The organism is cf. Phormidesmis sp. LEGE 11477, assembly GCF_015207105.1.
Classification (GTDB): Bacteria; Cyanobacteriota; Cyanobacteriia; order Phormidesmidales; family Phormidesmidaceae; genus Phormidesmis.
The window spans coordinates 20,684-37,571 of the sequence record NZ_JADEXO010000006.1 but is presented as its reverse complement, the minus strand read 5'-3'; the positions used below and the strand labels follow the sequence as shown (position 1 = coordinate 37,571).

Annotated in this window: 19 protein-coding genes; 9 read left to right on the top strand and 10 right to left on the bottom strand. The window is 50.0% G+C overall.

Annotation, left to right across the window (positions count from 1 at the left end; translation table 11 throughout):
• Positions 1 to 318: 318 nt before the first annotated feature.
• The 7 genes from IQ256_RS03265 to IQ256_RS03235 all read right to left on the bottom strand — a co-directional run bounded on the left by IQ256_RS03265 (position 319) and on the right by IQ256_RS03235 (position 6,287).
• Positions 319 to 1,185 carry an alpha/beta fold hydrolase gene (locus IQ256_RS03265; protein WP_193854126.1) on the bottom strand — a complete coding sequence of 289 codons (867 nt, stop codon included), beginning with the start codon at positions 1,183 to 1,185 and terminating at the stop codon, positions 319 to 321.
• Positions 1,186 to 1,386: 201 nt separating this feature from the next.
• On the bottom strand, positions 1,387 to 2,073 hold the full coding sequence (locus IQ256_RS03260; RefSeq protein WP_193854125.1) for a CPBP family intramembrane glutamic endopeptidase: 687 nt from the start codon (positions 2,071 to 2,073) through the stop codon (positions 1,387 to 1,389).
• 172 nt (positions 2,074 to 2,245) lie between these two features.
• On the bottom strand, positions 2,246 to 2,467 hold the full coding sequence (locus IQ256_RS03255; RefSeq protein ID WP_193854124.1) for a hypothetical protein: 222 nt from the start codon (positions 2,465 to 2,467) through the stop codon (positions 2,246 to 2,248).
• A 754-nt stretch (positions 2,468 to 3,221) separates the two neighbouring features.
• Entirely contained in the window at positions 3,222 to 3,641 is a 420-nt protein-coding gene (locus IQ256_RS03250; RefSeq protein ID WP_193854123.1) for an SRPBCC domain-containing protein, read from the bottom strand.
• A 49-nt stretch (positions 3,642 to 3,690) separates the two neighbouring features.
• Complete coding sequence (locus tag IQ256_RS03245) at positions 3,691 to 4,125, bottom strand: SRPBCC family protein (protein ID WP_193854122.1); 435 nt, start codon at positions 4,123 to 4,125, stop codon at positions 3,691 to 3,693.
• Between the two features lie 42 nt (positions 4,126 to 4,167).
• The gene (locus IQ256_RS03240) at positions 4,168 to 4,905 is read right to left on the bottom strand and encodes a transaldolase family protein (protein WP_193854121.1); all 738 of its coding nucleotides are present in this window, start codon (positions 4,903 to 4,905) and stop codon (positions 4,168 to 4,170) included.
• On the bottom strand, positions 4,902 to 6,287 hold the full coding sequence (locus tag IQ256_RS03235; RefSeq protein WP_193854120.1) for a TldD/PmbA family protein: 1,386 nt from the start codon (positions 6,285 to 6,287) through the stop codon (positions 4,902 to 4,904). The genes IQ256_RS03240 and IQ256_RS03235 overlap by 4 nt, the downstream gene beginning before the upstream one ends.
• A gap of 74 nt (positions 6,288 to 6,361) precedes the next feature.
• Between IQ256_RS03235 and IQ256_RS03230 the strand changes: the two genes are divergently transcribed.
• Positions 6,362 to 6,919 carry a DUF3611 family protein gene (locus IQ256_RS03230; protein WP_193854119.1) on the top strand — a complete coding sequence of 186 codons (558 nt, stop codon included), beginning with the start codon at positions 6,362 to 6,364 and terminating at the stop codon, positions 6,917 to 6,919.
• Between the two features lie 10 nt (positions 6,920 to 6,929).
• On the opposite strand, the gene IQ256_RS03225 is transcribed toward IQ256_RS03230, so the two are convergent.
• Complete coding sequence (locus IQ256_RS03225) at positions 6,930 to 7,556, bottom strand: DUF924 family protein (RefSeq protein ID WP_228024526.1); 627 nt, start codon at positions 7,554 to 7,556, stop codon at positions 6,930 to 6,932.
• A 216-nt stretch (positions 7,557 to 7,772) separates the two neighbouring features.
• On the opposite strand from IQ256_RS03225, the gene IQ256_RS03220 reads away from it, so the two are divergent.
• The 5 genes from IQ256_RS03220 to IQ256_RS03200 all read left to right on the top strand — a co-directional run bounded on the left by IQ256_RS03220 (position 7,773) and on the right by IQ256_RS03200 (position 11,802).
• On the top strand, positions 7,773 to 8,066 hold the full coding sequence (locus IQ256_RS03220) for a hypothetical protein (protein ID WP_193854118.1): 294 nt from the start codon (positions 7,773 to 7,775) through the stop codon (positions 8,064 to 8,066).
• 269 nt (positions 8,067 to 8,335) lie between these two features.
• Complete coding sequence (gene gmd / locus IQ256_RS03215; protein ID WP_193854117.1) at positions 8,336 to 9,409, top strand: GDP-mannose 4,6-dehydratase; 1,074 nt, start codon at positions 8,336 to 8,338, stop codon at positions 9,407 to 9,409.
• 294 nt (positions 9,410 to 9,703) lie between these two features.
• Positions 9,704 to 10,654: a GDP-L-fucose synthase gene (locus IQ256_RS03210; protein ID WP_193854116.1), complete on the top strand. Its 951-nt coding sequence runs from the start codon at positions 9,704 to 9,706 to the stop codon at positions 10,652 to 10,654.
• 100 nt (positions 10,655 to 10,754) lie between these two features.
• Positions 10,755 to 10,976: a cupin domain-containing protein gene (locus IQ256_RS03205; RefSeq protein ID WP_370623335.1), complete on the top strand. Its 222-nt coding sequence runs from the start codon at positions 10,755 to 10,757 to the stop codon at positions 10,974 to 10,976.
• A gap of 55 nt (positions 10,977 to 11,031) precedes the next feature.
• The gene (locus IQ256_RS03200) at positions 11,032 to 11,802 is read left to right on the top strand and encodes a DUF2996 domain-containing protein (RefSeq protein WP_193854114.1); all 771 of its coding nucleotides are present in this window, start codon (positions 11,032 to 11,034) and stop codon (positions 11,800 to 11,802) included.
• 81 nt (positions 11,803 to 11,883) lie between these two features.
• Here the strand turns inward: IQ256_RS03200 and IQ256_RS03195 are convergent, their stop codons facing one another.
• Together IQ256_RS03195 and purH are read right to left on the bottom strand one after the other, a co-directional pair.
• Complete coding sequence (locus IQ256_RS03195) at positions 11,884 to 12,366, bottom strand: ferric reductase-like transmembrane domain-containing protein (protein ID WP_193854113.1); 483 nt, start codon at positions 12,364 to 12,366, stop codon at positions 11,884 to 11,886.
• A 267-nt stretch (positions 12,367 to 12,633) separates the two neighbouring features.
• On the bottom strand, positions 12,634 to 14,202 hold the full coding sequence (gene purH, locus IQ256_RS03190; protein WP_193854112.1) for a bifunctional phosphoribosylaminoimidazolecarboxamide formyltransferase/IMP cyclohydrolase: 1,569 nt from the start codon (positions 14,200 to 14,202) through the stop codon (positions 12,634 to 12,636).
• 199 nt (positions 14,203 to 14,401) lie between these two features.
• On the opposite strand from purH, the gene IQ256_RS03185 reads away from it, so the two are divergent.
• From IQ256_RS03185 to coaBC, 3 genes are all read left to right on the top strand, one after another.
• Positions 14,402 to 15,049 carry an alpha/beta hydrolase gene (locus IQ256_RS03185; protein ID WP_193854111.1) on the top strand — a complete coding sequence of 216 codons (648 nt, stop codon included), beginning with the start codon at positions 14,402 to 14,404 and terminating at the stop codon, positions 15,047 to 15,049.
• A 154-nt stretch (positions 15,050 to 15,203) separates the two neighbouring features.
• The gene (locus tag IQ256_RS30005; RefSeq protein ID WP_255516183.1) at positions 15,204 to 15,479 is read left to right on the top strand and encodes a DUF2555 domain-containing protein; all 276 of its coding nucleotides are present in this window, start codon (positions 15,204 to 15,206) and stop codon (positions 15,477 to 15,479) included.
• Between the two features lie 25 nt (positions 15,480 to 15,504).
• Complete coding sequence (gene coaBC / locus IQ256_RS03175; protein WP_193854110.1) at positions 15,505 to 16,803, top strand: bifunctional phosphopantothenoylcysteine decarboxylase/phosphopantothenate--cysteine ligase CoaBC; 1,299 nt, start codon at positions 15,505 to 15,507, stop codon at positions 16,801 to 16,803.
• The last annotated feature ends 85 nt before the right edge of the window (positions 16,804 to 16,888 follow it).

The following is a 16,888-nucleotide window of genomic DNA, read 5'->3' as shown; positions in this document are numbered from 1 at the left end:
CGTGCGCCTAAAACCATATGTACTATGGCTCTCAAAGTCATCAGAGTGGCAAAGCCACCATTTAAGAACATCTTGCTCGTATTATCTGCCTAGCTGCACAGTGATCAACTAGGCAAACAAACCTTTAGCTAGCTTCCTACTCACAGAGTGATTACGGCAATATGTCAGAGCGTGGTCATGACTCAGCGGTGATTATGCTCAGTAGTCGTATCAAATCTCATACCTTTTGGGCCACTGTAAAATATGTGTCTCAAATGATGGCTCAAAATATCGTTCTTAAAAGGCCTTAGGCTTATTGAGCCACTAGATCGGCGACTTTTAATTCTGATAGGTCTTAAGCGCTTTGGTGATCGCTTCGATCTGATTTACCACCACCGAGATATGTCCTTCATTTGGATACATCACCAGCTTAGCCGTCGGGAGAGTCGCAGCAGTTCGCTTTACTAGCTCAAGCGGAACATTTCTATCCTCTTCCCCATAGAACAGAGTCAGCGGCATCCGAATCTCATCTAAACTAAAGTCCCACTTTCTAAAGTAAAGCTGAAGATCATATGCGGTTCCTCGTGTGCCTGAACGAAGTCCTTCGTTCAAAGCTTCACAGCTTTGCTCTATCCGACCTGGTGATTTTAGTACCGCGTAATCTGCCGCTGGAAGTGTTTTCTGAAGTGTTTTTAATATTTTGTCAGGAGGACCATTAAGCGATCGCTGCGTGAATTTCATTGAGGCTTGATACAGCCAAGGAAAATACTTGATTAAGAGAAAACCCCAGCGCTTGTATTCCAGCCAATCCGCAGTTGCAAATTCCCATGCGCCTGAAACGATGACGGCTGAATGTAATCGATGAGGAATCTTTGCAGTACAGGCCGCAGCATAGCCGCCACCCGACGAAATACCCAGCACTGAAAACTTGTCTAGCCCTAAGGCATTGGCGAGAAATATGACATCCTTCGTCCAATCAGAAAAGCCGCGATTCGGTTGAAAGTCTGACTGTCCTATTCCTGGACGATCTGGTGCAACCAGTCGTAAGCCTAATCGAGTAAATGCTTCATTGCCTAACAACAGGGGCTCTAAACGAGAAGTTCCACCTCCATGAAAATAGAAAACGGGATGCCCATTAGGGTCGCCGTACTCTGCATAGGCTAGCTGCCGATCGTCAGGTAGAGTCAGAAAATTTGTTGCCTTCATTGCGATCTTATCTCGATGGAGGACTGATACGGTATGAGTTGAGCATCTTGCTATTTGGACGTTTACGTTTCTCGCCTTTGCAGGCTGACCATGAACTAGAGGTTTCTTTATCGAGTCTGATGTGTGGGGGTTGGCCAGCTGCATGAGTGACAGTAAGAGTGGCTTCTTCCAGAATATTTAGTCGAGGAGCGTAGCTGACATCTACACAAAAAACGTTGGCACAATAACATGAATCACAATATCAGCTGTGAAATGGGCCAGCATTGCAGCTAAAAGTCCCTGACGCCAATAAAGCCAACCAAAAATCAAGCCAACCAACCCATTTTGAAGCAATACTACACCAATAACATTTAACGACAATCCATTCGCCATAAGCGCAAATTGAGGCAAGTGTGCTGCTCCAAAGAGAATCGCAGCAACTACGTTAGCACTCCAGAACAACGCTGTGCTTGAGTTTTCTATCTTCAACGACCAACTTCCTAATGCCGTCAAACTCGTCAGTACACCTAAGCGAAACCAAATCTCTTCATTAATGCCTGCGCCTATTGCTGCCAGTAGTCCGGGAAAGGAACCAGGTAGTTCAATATCTCTTACGCCGACTGGAAGGAAATCATAAAATGTTTTGTCGGAAACAACAACAAAGGCTCCGCACATAACACCTAAAGATAGTGCTAGTACTACCGAGCTTAGCCACTTATCTCTTACCAGCAGCTCAGATAGGCTCAAATCCTCAGCACGTTGCTTGCTGCGTGACCACAAGCCTAAGCTAGCTAAAGGCAAAGTCACAATTGCCGTCGAGGCCGCTGCAAGCAATAGAACTTCAGCTAATGGAATAGCTCTGTGTGAGATGACTAGACCGTAGTAAACGGTTGAGAGTGAGGCGACCAAAGAGATTACCAACAAAGCACCTAAGGCATTACGCGAGGCGGCGATCGAGCGTCACCTCCGTCGGCCATCAAGCCAAACAGCCAGATAGAGACCAGCAAATATCGCCTCACCAACGATTGCTACCCAAATGCCAGAACCTGCTGTCCCGCGAAAAAACTCATAAATGCCATCGCTAAGCAGTCCAATCATCGCCACAGCGATTCCAAGTATAACTATCTGCCGTAGGCTCGAAGGCGGCGTGTCGCGCCCTAAATATGAGATCGTCGCTAAGCTCAAAAAGAGCATCGCTGCTCGACGTGACAACAGATCTGCTGTTTCGTGAGAGATAGCCATCATCGGTCATCACTTCAGCAGCTTGTAGGCCCAGCGTATGAAGCTGCTGATTGAAAGACACGATGCGATCGCGTCTTTCTTGTAACTCAGTATCAGAGAGTTCTACAGCGCTCAGAGTGTCTGCTAATCTTTTTCGATCCTGGAGCTTTCGCGGTTTCAGAAGCTTTATTGATGGCTCCTGACAAAGAGGGCTGCTGCGTATTGGTAGTTTCTTGTAGTTGGTAGCACTCTGTCGCAACTTTGTTGTTTCCACCGCAGCTTTGTAGTGCGAGAAAGCAAATAAATGCAATTAGCGTTCCAACAGTAAAAGCTTTACTCTGACCGTGTTTGAGTATTGCTATCTTTGCTTTGGTCATATTCTGTTTGCATGAGCACTACTGATCCATCAGTCAAAATCAGATTGCACAAACAGCCATAAGCTTAACTGAGTAAAACTCATGAGCAATTGATAGATATAGCAAAGCGCGGATGCATACTCTTCGAGAAGGCAAAGCCTACGCACTTTGTCTTGGTAGGCGTTCCCTGTCTTGGTAGGCGTTCCCTTAGCGCCGTGCGATGACGCGGGTTCCTACCGCTGTCTTGGTGCGCGTTCCCTAGCGCCGTACGACGACGCGGGGTCGCACCGCTGCTATGGCGCTTTGCACTATGGAATAAGGGTTTCAGCCTTTTGTGGTGTAGCAAGCAAAGTGCAGAGAGCTATAGTAGCTTCTTGAAGAACAGAGTTAACTGACCTAGGAAGAGACCCATAGTACAGTTTTAAGCAAGCGCAACGATTCTGACAGGCTCAGACCTTCATTGTTGAGAAAAGCGTACTTTTAGCCCTCGCACTTTTGCTTGAGACCCTCAGCATATGCCTTAAACGAGTCCGTAAGGTCGGGAATCATGCGGTTCATGATAGGAGAGAGCAAGCCGCTAAATACCTCACTCATCTTGAACTCAGTTGTGCCATCGGGTTGGGGGGTTAAGGTAACGGTGCGATCGCCTCTAAAGAGATTGAGCGGCAAACCACCGCTGAGGGTAAACGTTTTAGGGCTTTCTAAATGGCTGACCTCAAGCTTCATTGGGCGTTCAGGTTTAGAGACCGTGAACAGTTTCAAGACTGCGCCATTCTCAATTCGTCCTTCTAGACGATGAACGCCAGTTGCCCAGTCTGAATAGCTAGTCGCATCCGTCAGCACAGCCCAAATCGCTTCTGGAGGACGCGCAATCTTAGTGGTTGCAACAAAAGATTTCATGACGGTAAGTATCAGCTAGCTAGCGCTTGCCATGAGAATATCACTTTTTCTACAGGCGTTCGGCAACCTGTTTTAGGCGCTGTAGTTGAGCTTCCATATCTTTTTTGGTCCAACCCGCTGCAAACTGGTTGAAGCCAAAGCTGACTAGCGGATTGGGAATGGTGAATTCAAATTGGTTTAGCAGTGTCGTTCCGTTCGATTCGGGCTGGCACTCCCAGCGATCGCGCCCCTCGAAAAACCCATCAAATCCCCAAACCACCAGCCCCGGCTGCCGTTCAATCACAGTGCTATGCAATGAAGGTGCCAGCACCGGAATCTTCAGCTTAAAATCAAATTCGCTGCCCAGGGTCATTCGCCACTCTCCTATCGGCTCACAGACCAAAGCCGGATTTAACCATTGGTGCATCAGGTGCTGCTCTGTAAAACAGCGTTCTACGGTGGTGGAGTTTGCACGGATAAAGACAGATTGTTCGTAGATAGTCACGGATATTGCTCCCCAAAAGAACGCCGAAGAACACTTGAAAGATCACACAGTACTGTTAATAGCTTTGCTGTTAGCGGCTCTTTCAAAATCGGCAGTTGCCGCAATGGTTTCGGGTACGTCGAAAAACGCTTGGGCGATCGCATCAGAAAACGTAAATGTATCCACTCCACGTTCTGCTAGCTCAGGAATATCCTCCACGTTACGAATGCTCGCGGTCAACACCCGAGTGGTAGAGCCCACACCCTTTAGCACCTGCTGCATTGTCGCCACTTCCGCAAAGCCGTCTCGACCTAAATCATCAATTCTGCCTAGATAAGGGGCGACATAGCTCGCACCAATAGCGGCTGCAATCAGGACTTGATGAATAGAGTAGACAGCGGTCAGTGTCACCGGAATGCCCGAACGGATCAGCATTTTGGCCGCCGTCGTACCCGGCTGGGTCGCGGGTAGCTTGACCACAATCCGCTTGTCAAAGCTGCTCAGCAGATTGCCGATGTTCAAAAGCGCTGGCACCGAATCGCCCCAGGCTTGTAGGTGAACTTCTTGCATGCCCAAGTCAAAAGCCTTTTGAGCTATGGACTTTAATGCGCTGGGCTCACATTCGACGCCCGCTCTTTCTAGCAGTAGCGGATTGCACGTTACCCCGTAGAACATGCCAGTCGGCAGCCACTTTTCCCAAGCCGCCGTATCAGCAGTATCTAAAAAGAGACGCAGATTCGGCAAGCTATCAGTCTCACCAATTTTCTCTGGGGAGCTTATTGAGGTGTTTGAAGGACTCATTCACCCTCCCCTCCAATCACAACGTCTCTAATTCTCAAGCTGGGTCCACCACAGCCGACTGCCAGGCCACTTTGTCCGCCTTTGCCACAGCCACCTGACTCGTCCCAATAAAAGTCGTCACCAATCGCTTCGATATTAGCTAGCGTACTGAACACGTTGCCCGAAAGGGTCACATCCTGTACAGGCTCGGCAATTTCACCTTCGCGAATCATCCAGGCTTCACCAGCGGTAAAGGTAAACAGCTCGCCGTTGGTCTCTCCTCCAATCCAGTTGCGGGCGTAGATGCCTTCGTCAATTCCAGAAAATAAATCGGCTACAGGCGTGTCACCCCGCTCAATCCAGGTATTGGTCATCCGCACTAGCGGCGAATAGTGATAGCTCAAACAGCGGGCATTGCCAGTGGGCATCTCACCCAGTTCTCCTGCCGTTTCGCGCGAGTGCAATCGACCTGTCAATACGCCGTCTTTGATTAGCTGAGTAGTGGTCGCGGGTGTGCCCTCATCGTCATATAAATAGCTGCCGCGATGGCCTGCGGGTGCAGCGCCGTCAAAAATCTGTAGCGCTTTGGGTCCAAACCTGCGCCCGAGCGACATGGTTTCTAGCAGCTCTGGATTTTCGTAGATCATGTCGGCTTCAGACAAATGGCCAAAGGCTTCATGGACAAACAATCCGCTGAGAATCGGATCGATGACCACAGTGTAGATGCCGCCTTTGGCAGGTGGCAGCGTCAGGGCGTTGACAGCGCGATCGCCCGCTGCTTTGACCTGCTCTTCTAGCCCTAATACATCCTCATAAGCTCGCCGAGATCCGACCGTTTCTCGTCCAGTTTGGACTTTCTCGCCCTGTCTGGCCGTTGCCGAAAATCGCATCTCTAGATCGGTCCAGTTCTGCTCGATCAAAGTGCCTTCAGAAGTCGCAATCAAAACCTGCTGATAGCTGTCTTCGTAGCGTACAGTTGTCGAAGCAATCTCAGGATGCTGCCCTTTGATCACGTCGATGTAGTGATGGCACAGCGCTTTTTTATCAGCTAACGAAACATTTCTCGGATCTGTTCCGGTCAGGGGTAGCGTGCAGGTGGTCTGGATGATATCGATAGGGGCCAGCCGAGTCGTGTCGTTGCCGACTAACCGAGCAGCCGCGATCGCATCTTCCATCCGCTCTGGCAAATCGCCCAGTCGGTTAAAGCTCGCAAATCCCCAGCCGCCCTGATAACAAGCGCGAACCTGTCCACCGATTGCTACGCCTTCACTCAGCGCCTCTGGCACGTCTCCTCGCAGCCGAATCTCACAGCCTTGCGATTTCTCCAACCGCACCGCTAAGTAGTCCACCCGATGCCGATATCGAGCAATCAGATCACTTACCTGGTTCTTGTACCTTTCCATACCCAAACTCTAATCACAGCCCGTCATTCGTACTACCATAAGCTTAATGCCCTTCCTACTAGAGCAACACACCTATGACTGGTGAACTTGGTTACTCCCTGCCGCCCGCTATTCGCCGTATTGCCGCGAATTTTAAGCGCGTAGGGTGGGCTAGCGTGTGGATACAGGTTGTGGTCGGCGTTATTGCTAGCATTCTATTTATATTCAATGCATTAGAGCCAAATGCAGGATTCACTAGCGCTTCTGCTGATCTATTTACCACAATAGGACTTCTGACTATCTTTATCAGCGCGTTCTGGGGATTTCGCTACGTCCTTTTGGGTCGCAAGCTCAGTACTACCAATCCCGATCTGCGCCCCAAACCCAAAGACGCTATCAGAGCGATTCGCATCGGCATTTCTATCAGCTTGATTGGTATGTTGATCACTATCTTTGGTGCTGAAGTCGTGATTGCCGATCTTTGGACTCGCTCACTAAGGCAAGTAGCAATCGGTGTGACTACTCAAGATTCATCAGCATTTATCAACGCTGCAGATATTGCCGTAGTCTTCTCGGTTATTAACGCTATCTTTGCCCACTACATCGGTTTGTGTGCCTCTATCTGGCTAGAATACGTCACAAATCGTCAGTAGTGCTGACTGATTAGAAGCTCGAACCTGGCTGCTGTAGGAAAGCTATCTCTGCTGGTGTACTTTGGCGATCTAGAATTTTATTGCGATGGGGGAAGCGGCCAAACTGTTCGATCACCTCTCGATGACGCTTTGCATAGTCCAAACCGCCTTTAAGTCCTGGATCTAGATCGGGAAAGTTCTCGATCATCTGCTCCATCAGTTCAACGCAGCGGTTTTGGTGGTGCATATCCTCGCTGTGTTCAAAGGGCAAGTACACAAAGAAACGATGTGCGGGCATTAGATCTCGATCGCGGCCAGCGTTGACCAAATGCTGAGCTACTTCTAGTGCCTGTGCATCCGTTGCAAAACTGCGCGGTTGACCTCTGTAGAGATTGCGGGGAAACTGGTCGAGCAGCAGTATCAGCGCTACCGCTGCTGACGGGAGTGCTTGCCAATTCTCATAGGCTCTCTCAGCGGCCTTTTGAGTATCGGTAAGGAATCGCTGACGGATTTGTTCATCGAAAGCTGGATCTTTGATGAACCAGCTTTTGCGATAGTGACCGTAGTCTGGGTCGGTAGAATCGCCAAACCAAAAAGAAAGAATAGCTTCGACTCGGGATTGAGGAATATCCAAACTAGCCATATCGGAACCAACCATAATAGAACAAGTCTCCTAGTGATTTAGTTTTAGCGGCTCTACACCTTTTTAGTGCTTCTATGCCTTCTTATAAGCTCCTAGGCAAGCTTCTGGGAGAAAATCACTATGAGAAAACCGCGACTAAAAGATTGTAGGAAATTCCACGTCCGTGTTGAAAAGGATGTCAGCTGTACGTTTTTTGACTTAACCTAAGCCATATATTTCGACTCACGTGATATGTCTTTTCTTTCTATTGTGATTGCGATCGCCTTACTTCTAGCGGTCTATAGCTGGCTTACTGGCTATCGCTTGCCTATCAATCGGCGCGCGCCTGGCACTCATCACACCAGCCTCCCCCGTGAAAGAGGCGTTTCTAGAAGCACCCGCAAACAGCTATTAAGACTGGTCGGTGGCAATGCTTCTGTGGCTCAGCGCCTAGTACAAGATGTAAGCGATCGCAATCCTGATCGACCAGAACAGTGGTGCTGGGAGAAGGCTATTTACGATATCGAGCGCGATCGCAGAGCTTAAAACTAGATTTACCTGGCCACTTCTTTGGCGGTTTATCTAGCCATTGCAATTCAGCCAACAAATCACATTCTCTTGACAGAAGGGCCTTAGTCCCAGCGGCTAAGTCCTGTAGTGTTAAGCAGAAAAGTGAATGGCATCAAATTTTCTTTATCTATTTGAGTTTTGGGCATACTTACGGCAAGGCTTTGGCTGTACGTCCTAAGTAGCGTCCGAAACTTAGCACTATATCTGCTGATCTAAGCCTAATTAAATAGAGGAACGTTTTTATAATGACCCAAGCGAAGCGGGCACTAATTACAGGCATCACCGGACAAGACGGTTCTTATCTAGCCGAACTGCTGCTAAGCAAAGGCTACCAAGTTCACGGCATCATCCGCCGTACGTCTACTTTCAACACCGACCGGATCGATCATATCTATGAAGATCCCCATAAAGAAGATGCCAGTCTCTTCTTGCACTACGGCGATCTCAACGATGGCACTATGCTTCGCCGCATCCTAGAGCAAGTCCAGCCAAACGAAGTTTATAACCTAGGCGCGCAGTCTCACGTGCGCGTCAGCTTTGATTCGCCCGAATACACTGTAGATACCGTTGCGATGGGTGCACTGCGGCTGCTAGAAGCCATCCGCGACTACCAGCAGCGCACCAGCAGCGAAGTCCGCTACTACCAAGCTGGCTCTTCCGAGATGTACGGCAAAGTTCAGCATGTTCCTCAGTCAGAAGAAACGCCTTTCTATCCCCGCAGTCCCTACTCCTGTGCCAAAGTCTATGCTCACTGGCAGACTATTAACTACCGTGAGTCGTATGACATGTTTGCGACTAACGGCATCTTGTTCAACCACGAATCTCCCCGTCGCGGTGAAACCTTTGTAACTAGGAAGATCACTCGGGCGATCGCTCGTATCGTGGCCGGACAGCAAAAGAAACTCTACCTTGGCAATTTGGATGCCAAACGCGACTGGGGCTACGCCAAAGACTACGTCAGAGCCATGTGGCTAATGCTTCAGCATGAAGTCCCCGACGACTTTGTCATTGCCACTGGCGAGACCTACTCTATCCGTCAGTTTCTAGATATTGCCTTTCAGTACGTCAACCTCGACTGGACTGAGTTTGTCGCTTTTGATGAGCGCTACCTTAGACCGGCTGAAGTAGATCTGCTCATCGGTGATCCAAGTAAGGCAAATAAGGTCTTGGGCTGGCAGCCAGAAGTTAGTTTTGAAGAACTTGTGAAGCTGATGGTAGATGCCGACTTAGAGGCAATTGGTGAACAGCCAATGAACAGCAACAACGGCGGTCTCAACGTAGCTACTATTCGCCGCCAAATGATCGGCTCTATGTCTTAGTTCCTCAGTCAAAACTAGCAAGACTCACGATCGATGATTTCGATGTGATCGCAGTCCACTTGCAGACATTATGCAGATAAGTTGTGTATATGAAACTTTGCACACAAGCTGTGGTGTTCTCTAGTGGGTCTGCTCATAGCATGGTACGCATATGTATAGCAAAGCGCGGATGCATTCGCACTTTGCTGTGGCACTTTGCGCTGTACGACAAGGGTTGTAGCCTTTCGTGGTGTAGTAAGCAAAGTGCGGAAAGCTATAGAAAGCAGTGCTTTGCAAAGGCAGGGGTAAAGGGCAATGGAACTAGCAAACAAGAAGATACTAGTCACAGGTGGAGCTGGTTTTTTAGGCAAGCAGGTAGTAGATCAGCTGCGGCAAGCAGGGGCTAACCCTGATCAGATCCAGGTTATTCGCTCGCGCGACTATGACCTGACTGAGATGGATGCCTGTAAACGCGCGGTTGTTGGTCAAGATGTGATCATTCATCTAGCCGCTCACGTGGGCGGTATTGGTCTTAATCGTGAAAAGCCCGCAGAGCTGTTCTACGACAACCTGATGATGGGTGCCCAGCTCATTCATGCGGCTTATCAGGCGGGCACAGAAAAGTTTGTCTGCGTCGGTACCATCTGCGCCTATCCCAAATTCACCCCTGTTCCCTTTAAAGAAGACGATCTGTGGGCAGGCTACCCTGAAGAGACCAATGCTCCCTACGGCATCGCCAAAAAGGCTTTGCTTGTACAGCTCGAAGCCTATCGCCAGCAATACGGCTTTGACGGCATCTATCTACTGCCTGTCAATCTCTACGGACCTGAAGACAACTTTGACCCGCGCAGCTCGCACGTTATCCCGGCGCTCATTCACAAGGTTCACGCAGCTCAAGTCAACGGAGATAAGACGCTGGCCGTTTGGGGTGATGGCAGTCCCACGCGCGAATTTCTCTACTCCACGGACGCTGCTCGCGGCATCGTGATGGCGACTCAGCGCTACTCAGATGCTGCTCCTGTCAATTTAGGTACTAACTCTGAGATTTCGATCAAAGATTTGGCAGAGCTAGTCTGTGAAGTGATGGACTTTGAAGGTGATCTGGTCTGGCAAGCTGACAAGCCAAACGGTCAGCCTCGTCGCTGCTTAGACACAGAGCGGGCTAAGCAGGCTTTTGGATTTGAAGCCCAAGTCGATTTTCGTGAAGGGCTAAAAAAGACGGTCGAGTGGTATCGCCAGCATGCAAAAACGCTTCAGCCAGCCTAAAAGGGAAAAGTAAATGACGCATTTTCCAGAGCAGCTTCAGTCTTTACAAAAGTTCGATGGACCATTCGACGCATTCAAATTGGAAGCGAAAGACTGCGACGTGCTATTTGCATCATATCCAGCAGCAACAGTCATCCCTCCCCATACCCATGAAACGGATAATGTCGGTGTGATTACACAGGGTGAGCTTGTACTCCTTATGAATGGGAAAGAAACCCGCTATAGAATCGGTGAGTGGTATCACGTTCCGGCTCAGGTTACTCATTCTGCCCGGTTCGATGAAGCGACTTCCGAGATTGAATTTTGGTTTTACTCGAAGTGAGGCGGGTCTATTATAATTATGGCGCAGTGCCCTAGCGAACTAGAAGCGAAATAGCATGGCAGAAGAGCAAAACCCGTCGAACCAAAACGCTGAGAATATCGTAGAAGGTGCGAAGCCTGAAGATACGGTTGCAGAAACTGCAAAGCCTGATGCCGATGCGAAGGGGCTAGAACAGTCGGATGACAAGAAGCCAGACGAACCCGTTGCCAAAGTAGAAGAGTCTTCTGGAGAGGACACCGCTAAGGCCGGCAATCAGCCAGCAGGTAAGACCGCAGGCTCGGAAGGCTCGGGTGAGGCAGATAAAAAGCCAGCCGCTGACTCTAAGGCGAAGCCCGCAGATAAAAAGCCGGCAGATAAAAAAACTGCGGATAAAAAGCCGGCAGATAAGAAAGCGGCAGACAAAACCGCAGATAAAAAGCCTGCGAAGAAGAAGAAGCCGCCTAAGCTTGAGGACAAACCTTTTAATGAGTTTATGGAGCAGCACTATTTGCCTAGTTTGAAAGAGGCTATGGCAAAGGAGGGCATTGAAGAGCTGAACCTAGAGTTTGCTAAGCGCAAGCTAGAGGTGATGGGTCAGAGCGGTGACGATCCCTATTGGCAGGTTCAAGGGCAGTGGACAGAGGCCAGTGAAGGCGATCGCCAATTCAACATTGCCTTTATTGACGAAGACATCTCAGGTCAAAAAGTGTTCACGCTAACCTCTAACGGTGCAGTGCCCAGCACGGTTGAGCAGTTCATGGGCGATGAGCGCCGAATTACATTAGATCTGATGGTGCTATACACGCTGCAGCGATTGAATGGTCAGAAGTGGCTGACTCGGAACTGAGCTTTCTGTTCTGGAGTTTTTTGCATCGGCTGTGATAGGCGAGGCCAGTGAGATTTGTCTAACGATTCGTCCAATACTGTCTCACCCAAGCAACTCCTGATATTTTCTAAACATCCATAGGCAGATGACGTTGATGGCTAGGGTCATGCAGATAGCGGTGACTACAGACCACTGGTCGGACATCTTAGCGGTGATGTGCCAGGGGATTAGAAAGGCTGCTACATAGGTTAGCGAATGAAGCCGCTTCCAGTTCTTTTGAAGTTTGCGAATGCTCCAGTTATTGGATGTAGCTGCGAGCAGCGCGAAAATGAATAGCAGCAAAAGACCGCTGATGCTTTTGCGGTAGAACTCTATGTCCGCTAGGGATGAGTGGTGTTGATAGAACACAACACACGCATGACAAACCGAGAGGGCAAAAGTCCAAAGACCAATAGAACGACGATTCTTTAGAAGAGTCCTGTAGAGAAAGGTGTACCTGAAGGCAGGAAAAACGGCCCTGAAGTTACTCGGTAGAAGAGTCGCTACATAGGTCAACATAGCGAAGAAACCTAACGTGTTATCCATTGGGGATACCTAGCGCAAAACGGCTAGCTAGCGTATGAAGGCACCCAGCGCCAGCAGCATTCTATACTTATGAAGATCTGGGCACACGTAGACATGCGTATTATTGACAGCTATCGCCTCAGATCATCTTTTTTATGCTTCTGGCATTCTTGAATACGTACGTCAGATGTATTGTTTCGTCGGCAAAGTGAGAACGAAGGGTCGAAATCCTCAGTCCAAAGCTTGCCCTGGAGTTTTTGGCTTGAAGGCCCTCAGTGCGGAAAGCCTCTAGTGAAGAAAGTGGCGCGTTCCTGTGAAAGCCATAACTAGTCCTAGTTCGTCGGCAGCCGTGATTGACGCTTCATCGCGGATGCTGCCACCGGGCTGCACAATGGCTTTGATGCCTGCGGCTGCGGCTGTTCTAACAGAATCGTCGAAGGGAAAGAATCCGTCACTCGCTAGAATCGCACCTTCAGACTGTTTGCCCGCTTGCTCTAGGGCGATCTTGACTGCTCCAACTCGGTTCATTTGCCCAGCACCGACGCCAAGAGTGGTGCGATCGCGAGTAATCAAGATGGCATTAGACTTAACATGCTTGACGACTCGCCAAGAGAAAAGCAGTTCGGCCAGCTCGGCTTCGCTAGGTTTCTTTTGGGTGACGATGGTCCATTGAGTCGGATTTGCGGTTAAGTCGTCTGAAGCTTGGGTCAAAAATCCCCCTGCGATCGCTCGCACAGTCTGCCTTGGCCCAGTCACCAAATCTGGCAGTAACAATATCCGTAAGTTCTTTTTGCTAGCCAAAATTGCTTTGGCCTCCTCACTGCAGGCTGGTGCCACTACGCACTCTAAAAACGTGCCTGTTAGTGCCTGAGCCGTTTCTGCATCGATTGATTGGTTAAGCGCTACGATGCCGCCGAAAGCAGAAACATTATCGGCGTCAAAAGCCTGCTGATACGCTTTTGATAGCGAGTCGGCGATAGCCACACCACAAGGATTCGTGTGCTTTAAGACCGCTGCAGCCGGACGCTCGTCATTTGGAAATTCGGCAATAATTCGGCGAGCCCCTTCTAAATCCACTAGGTTGTTGTAGCTGAGCGCTTTGCCCTGTAGCTGCTTGGCCGCTGCCCAGCCGCTGGCGATCGCACCGCTTTGATACCAGCCTGCGCTCTGATGAGGGTTCTCGCCATAGCGTAGGGTCTGCTTCAAATGACCGTTGATGGCGTAGCTAGCGGGTAGGGCAGCCGCTTCGTCTGGCTGATTTACTAGGGTTTGCTGCTCGGTGAGATATTGCGCGATCGCACAGTCATAGCTTGCCGTATGCCAGAACGCCTGCTGGGCGCAGGAAGCGCGAAATTCTTGGGATGGCCTGCCCTGGTTTGCCTTTGCTACCGTCAGATAGTCGTCATATTGGTTGGGGTTGCACAGCACAGTGACATAGCGGTGATTCTTGGCCGCTGCTCGGATCATCGTTGGACCGCCAATGTCAATTTTCTCGATGGCTGCTGTTAAGGTGACTGCGGGCTGAGCGACTGTTTGCTCAAAAGGATAGAGATTGACGACGACTAAATCGAAGGCGCGAATATCATTGTCGGTCAGATCACCTTGATCTGCTGCCTGGTCTGGTCTGGCTAATATACCGCCGTGAACTTTGGGATGTAGGGTCTTGACGCGCCCTCCTAGAATTTCAGGAGAGCCTGTGTAGTCAGCAACTTTAATGACTGGAATACCCGCGTCGCTAATCGCCTTTGCAGTACCGCCGCTACTGACGATTTCAAAATCAAGCTCTTCGGTGAGCGACTTGGCTAACTCAATCAGACCGGTTTTATCTGAAACACTTAGCAGGGCAAGGCGGGACATGGGCTATCTTCGTGGCTATGGGACAGGTTTAAAGAGTACAGCCTTTGAGGATCGAAGGGGGGAGCGGGGAGAAGTGGCTAGCATCCGGCGGTTGCTATATGATTGGCTGGGTCTGTGCCTAAGAGATTGACCTGAAATATCGGTCTGAGATATCGGCCTGAAAGACCGGCCTGAGAGATTGGTTAAAGAGACTAGAACGATGGTAGAGCAGTTGGGTTTGGATGCGATCGCAATTACGCCAGAAGGTGCAGGCGAACGGCTAATTGTCTTGCTTCACGGATGGGGTGCAAACGCGCAGGATGTAGCTGGGCTAATCAATGCCATTAACATGGTCAGCTCGCCGACTCGGGCGCTGTTACCAGATGCTCCGTTCGCCCATCCGATGGTGCCAGGAGGACTTGCCTGGTATAGCTTTCCGGCAAACTATGACTTTCGCAAGGCGCATGATTTTGAGGCGCAAGCCGATTTGCGCGAGAGTCGTCAGCGGCTTTTGTACTGGATGCGATCGCTGGCCGAAAAGACTGGCATTCCCCTCGAAAAAACCATCATGGGCGGCTTTTCACAGGGCGGCGCAATGACCTTAGATATCGCGCCGCAGCTACCTTTAGCTGCCATGCTGATCCTCAGTAGCTACAGCCATGCGCCTATTCCTACGTGTATTACGCCACGTCCGATTTTACTAATGCATGGTAGACAAGATCCTGTCGTCCCAATCGCTAGAGCATTAGAGACCAAATCTCAGTTAGAGAATCAGGGACTGGCTGTGACCTATCACGAATTTGATATGGGCCACGAAGTCTCTATAGATGCCCTTAGAGTCGCCAGTCGGTTTTGTTTATCTCTATAACGTTTAACTCTATTTAGTTAATAGAATCTATCAGACGCCGCGAGAAAGATTACACTTGAAACACGTATATTGGCTGGCATTGGATACATTATTTCCGCTTGCTAGTCGCTTTACACCAACTCCGTTTATACCAGCTTGTAGGGAATGGGCCGCCATGCAATCCACCGAATCGCTTGACACTAGCGCACACAACGAGGCCGCTGTCAACTCAGCCCCCCAGACCAACAATCACATCTGGTCACAAGATATTGCCCAGATGACACCAGAAGACGTAGCGCAGCTAGCCCAGCGACTAGAGCAAGACGAATACGCGACTCCGTTTGAAGGGCTACAAGATTGGCACCGCCTGCGAGCCGTTGCTTTCCAGCGTTCAGAGCTGGTAGAACCCTACATGCACCTACTCGATCTCGAAGCTTTCGACGAGTCGTAGGCGCTTTTATCAGGCACTTTTGTCCATGTCTCTGCAGGCTTCTTCTTCAATCAGCCTTTCTGCAAAAGGTAGTCCAGCAAATGGCGGCTTGGCAGCTAGTAAGCCCTCGAAGATCTTAATTGGCATAACGGGTGGCGTTGCCGCTTACAAACTGTGCGAAGTGACCTCGACGCTAGCCAAAGCTGGAATCGAGGTCAGAGTAATGATGACGCGGCAGTCTCAGAGCTTTGTCAGCGCGCTTACGTTTGCGGCGCTGTCTCGACATCCGGTTTATACCGACGATGACTTTTGGTCTGCTAAGCAGGCGAGACCTCTACATATCGAGCTAGGTGAGTGGGCTGATGTCTTTGTGATCGCGCCTTTGAGTGCGAATACGCTAGCGAAGCTAGCTCATGGACTGGCTGATAACTTGTTGACAAACACGGTTCTAGCCTCGACTTGCCCAGTCTTACTCGCGCCCGCTATGAACACTGATATGTGGCAGCAGGCTGCCGTTCAACGCAACTGGCAGCAGCTAGAGACTTGCCAACTAGCATCGCGATATCACTCGGTGGGGCCTGATGTAGGGCGACTTGCGTGCGATCGCATCGGCACTGGACGCATGGCAGAGCCGAGCGAAATCGTCACCGCGATCTACTCCCTGTCCCACACCAAAGGGCGAAGAGATCTGCTAGGGAAACACTTGTTGATCAGCGGCGGCACTACTCAAGAATACTTAGACCCTGTTAGGTTTATCGGTAATCCGGCGACGGGCCGCATGGGTATTGCTCTGGCGCAAGCTGCTAGTCATAGAGGTGCAGAGGTGACCTTAGTGCATGGACCGCTTGCTGGCGATCTGGCAAACACAATTCCAGCGCCTATCCGTACGATTGCCGTCACCGCCGCCGCTGACATGGAAAGCGCTATGCGATCGGCGCAGCCGTCAGCCGACTGGACAATTATGTCTGCCGCTGTTGCCGACATTCGTCCTACCCATAGCGCCACTTACAAGCTGCCAAAAGCAGAGCTCCCTACTCACCTATCTTTGTCTCCCGTTCCAGATATCGTCGCCCAGCTTGCTCAACAAAAGTCACCCGGCCAGCGAATTATCGGCTTTGCGGCCCAAACAGGTGATATTGTCACCCCAGCGCTTAGCAAGCTCAAAGGTAAACAGCTAGATGCTATCGTCACCAATCCTATTGACAAACCAGACAGCGGGTTTGGCAGCGCTAATAATCAGGCTGTCATTCTCTTGGCAAACGGTCAGCAGAGGCGGATTGATAATGGCAGCAAGCTGTCTTTTGCTCATCAGCTCTATGACTGCCTAGCGACGTATTGTCAATAGAAACTCGAAGTAGAATAACTGTAGCAATCGCTACGAAGCTTATCTGATAAGCTCCTCTGATGAGCTCTTTTGAGGGAAAGTCGTG

What these genes read in the sequence shown, in the direction of transcription:
- IQ256_RS03225 (WP_228024526.1), bottom strand. Translation starts at nt 7,556, where the DNA reads ATGGTTGGTTCCGATATGGCTAGTTTGGATATTCCTCAATCCCGAGTC.
- IQ256_RS03230 (WP_193854119.1), top strand. Translation starts at nt 6,362, where the DNA reads ATGACTGGTGAACTTGGTTACTCCCTGCCGCCCGCTATTCGCCGTATT.
- IQ256_RS03250 (WP_193854123.1), bottom strand. Translation starts at nt 3,641, where the DNA reads ATGAAATCTTTTGTTGCAACCACTAAGATTGCGCGTCCTCCAGAAGCG.
- IQ256_RS03200 (WP_193854114.1), top strand. Translation starts at nt 11,032, where the DNA reads ATGGCAGAAGAGCAAAACCCGTCGAACCAAAACGCTGAGAATATCGTA.
- IQ256_RS03265 (WP_193854126.1), bottom strand. Translation starts at nt 1,185, where the DNA reads ATGAAGGCAACAAATTTTCTGACTCTACCTGACGATCGGCAGCTAGCC.
- IQ256_RS03220 (WP_193854118.1), top strand. Translation starts at nt 7,773, where the DNA reads ATGTCTTTTCTTTCTATTGTGATTGCGATCGCCTTACTTCTAGCGGTC.
- gmd (WP_193854117.1), top strand. Translation starts at nt 8,336, where the DNA reads ATGACCCAAGCGAAGCGGGCACTAATTACAGGCATCACCGGACAAGAC.
- IQ256_RS03185 (WP_193854111.1), top strand. Translation starts at nt 14,402, where the DNA reads ATGGTAGAGCAGTTGGGTTTGGATGCGATCGCAATTACGCCAGAAGGT.
- IQ256_RS03240 (WP_193854121.1), bottom strand. Translation starts at nt 4,905, where the DNA reads ATGAGTCCTTCAAACACCTCAATAAGCTCCCCAGAGAAAATTGGTGAG.
- IQ256_RS03235 (WP_193854120.1), bottom strand. Translation starts at nt 6,287, where the DNA reads ATGGAAAGGTACAAGAACCAGGTAAGTGATCTGATTGCTCGATATCGG.
- IQ256_RS03210 (WP_193854116.1), top strand. Translation starts at nt 9,704, where the DNA reads ATGGAACTAGCAAACAAGAAGATACTAGTCACAGGTGGAGCTGGTTTT.
- IQ256_RS03195 (WP_193854113.1), bottom strand. Translation starts at nt 12,366, where the DNA reads ATGGATAACACGTTAGGTTTCTTCGCTATGTTGACCTATGTAGCGACT.
- IQ256_RS30005 (WP_255516183.1), top strand. Translation starts at nt 15,204, where the DNA reads ATGCAATCCACCGAATCGCTTGACACTAGCGCACACAACGAGGCCGCT.
- coaBC (WP_193854110.1), top strand. Translation starts at nt 15,505, where the DNA reads ATGTCTCTGCAGGCTTCTTCTTCAATCAGCCTTTCTGCAAAAGGTAGT.
- purH (WP_193854112.1), bottom strand. Translation starts at nt 14,202, where the DNA reads ATGTCCCGCCTTGCCCTGCTAAGTGTTTCAGATAAAACCGGTCTGATT.